This is a genomic window from Undibacterium sp. RTI2.2 (assembly GCF_035018705.1).
GTDB lineage: Bacteria > Pseudomonadota > Gammaproteobacteria > Burkholderiales > Burkholderiaceae_D > Undibacterium.
This window is the reverse complement of record NZ_JASJXN010000108.1, coordinates 1-1,776: the sequence shown is the minus strand read 5'-3', so window position 1 is coordinate 1,776 and position 1,776 is coordinate 1. Positions and strand designations below refer to the sequence as shown.

General features: G+C 46.7%; 1 protein-coding gene. It reads right to left on the bottom strand.

Annotation, left to right across the window (positions count from 1 at the left end; translation table 11 throughout):
• Nucleotides 1–740, bottom strand: a 740-nt coding sequence (locus QN395_RS21265) for a Crp/Fnr family transcriptional regulator (RefSeq protein ID WP_323493032.1), incomplete at its 3' end; no start/stop codon positions are given.
• Nucleotides 741–1,776: the final 1,036 nt, after the last annotated feature.

Here is a 1,776-nt window from a genome sequence, read left to right as displayed (position 1 = left end):
AGTGGATGCTTCGGCTCATGCATGTCATGAGTAATGCGTGGCAAGAGCCTCTCATATTCCTTCTTCACGACCCCAAAACACTCACATACTAACTTCTCCAAACCCGCACGGTCAACCACCTGTACGAGGCCGCGGCTGTATCGGATTATCCCAGCGGCCTGCAGTTTGCTTGCCTCACCGGTTACTCCCTCGCGACGTACGCCAAGCATGTGCCCGATAAGTTCGTGCGTTATCGTCAATACGTCGGCTGGAACGAGGTCGACTCGGCAAAGAAGCCAGCGACAGAGCTTGTGCTCCAAGCGGTGATGCAGATTACAAACAGCGACTTGAGTCATTTGGGTAACCATGGCTTGGGTAAAGCGCAACAGGGTGCGCATCATGGCTGAGTGACGGTCAAACTCCAATGCCAAATGGTGCGATGACAGACGATAGGCTTGACCAGCGTTCTGAACTATTGTGACACTTGAGGTTATACCGCCCCCCAAAAAGAGTGAGATACCCACAACGCCATCGCGTCCAACCACGGCAATCTCTGCAGAGTCGCCGTTTTCCATGACGTACATCATCGAAATAATTGCCTTTGTAGGGAAATAGGCATGTGAAATCGGCTGTCCGGGGTTTGATATCACTTGCCCAAGCTCAAGGGTCACCAGTTCAAGGTTTGGAAGCACGCGTTCAAAATCTGCAGTTGGCAGTGTTGCAAGCAGGTAGTTATCTTCTGGCCGGTCGTGGCTACTCATACGCAAAATCTTCCTCAAACTCGTTTTTAAAAGTGAACTTGCACCGGTTCAATATGAACCAATATGGGCTTTATCGCCCATAGTTGCTGGGGCAATGTTGATTGGCTATTTATCTTGGTTGAGCCAGTTCACACAAACGCCCCAAGCGCCACCCTGCGTTAAATGAAATCTTGCCATGCCAGAACAAATAAGTCTGTGCGTTATCAAACATAAAATCAAAAAGACAACAACTATTATTCAGCAGGTGCAATCATCGTTGGTGTCATCTCAGATTCGTAACAATTGTTACATTAAGGGATCGAAGGCTATCAAAAACAACGGGCATTGAAGCTGAGTTGGCTAATGCTTCATCTCAAAAAAAACCGCTGAAAGTTATCCACAGAAATTGGGGATAACTCTTATTTCATATTAATAAATAATGTCCGAAAGCCTAGTGGTGCAGTCTTGTCTACAAATTGCTATTAATTTGAGCAGGTTATCGACGCGCACTCAATGATGTCAGGAGAATCTCTCACGATTCAAACTTTACCTGCGTTGTGCGTTGCCTCTGCCAGTGACTGCAGAACGTGAGCGAGAAGTTTTAATGTCTTCGCGATCACCCGAGACTATTTAGTCAAGTCGCAAAAGCACTAGGGCTAGCCTAAACGAGATGACAAGTTTCTGATAGCAACGCTAAAATTGACTACCCGCATCTGGATTTACAATAACTTCGGTGATGTTAAATTTAATTAGGCCTTTGCTGCTGGATGGCGTGCCAGGGAGCGACCATTCATTTGTCTATGTGCAAACAGCGAGAAGTATTGCACGCTGTTTGACACTTGAGTGGATGATTCGCCCGAAACCGGCTGGTCAATAGGCCTAATTTGAGTTTGAGATGGCGGACACTTCTCCAAACATAACTGCGATCGCATTTGCTGTCTCATCGGCGGGAATAAAGCACCGGTAAAATCTTAATAAGGGAGGTTCTTGCAAAACGAAACACCGGAGAGTAATTTTATTGCGAGAAGCGCAAAATAGATGAGAAAGGAGCGGCCAT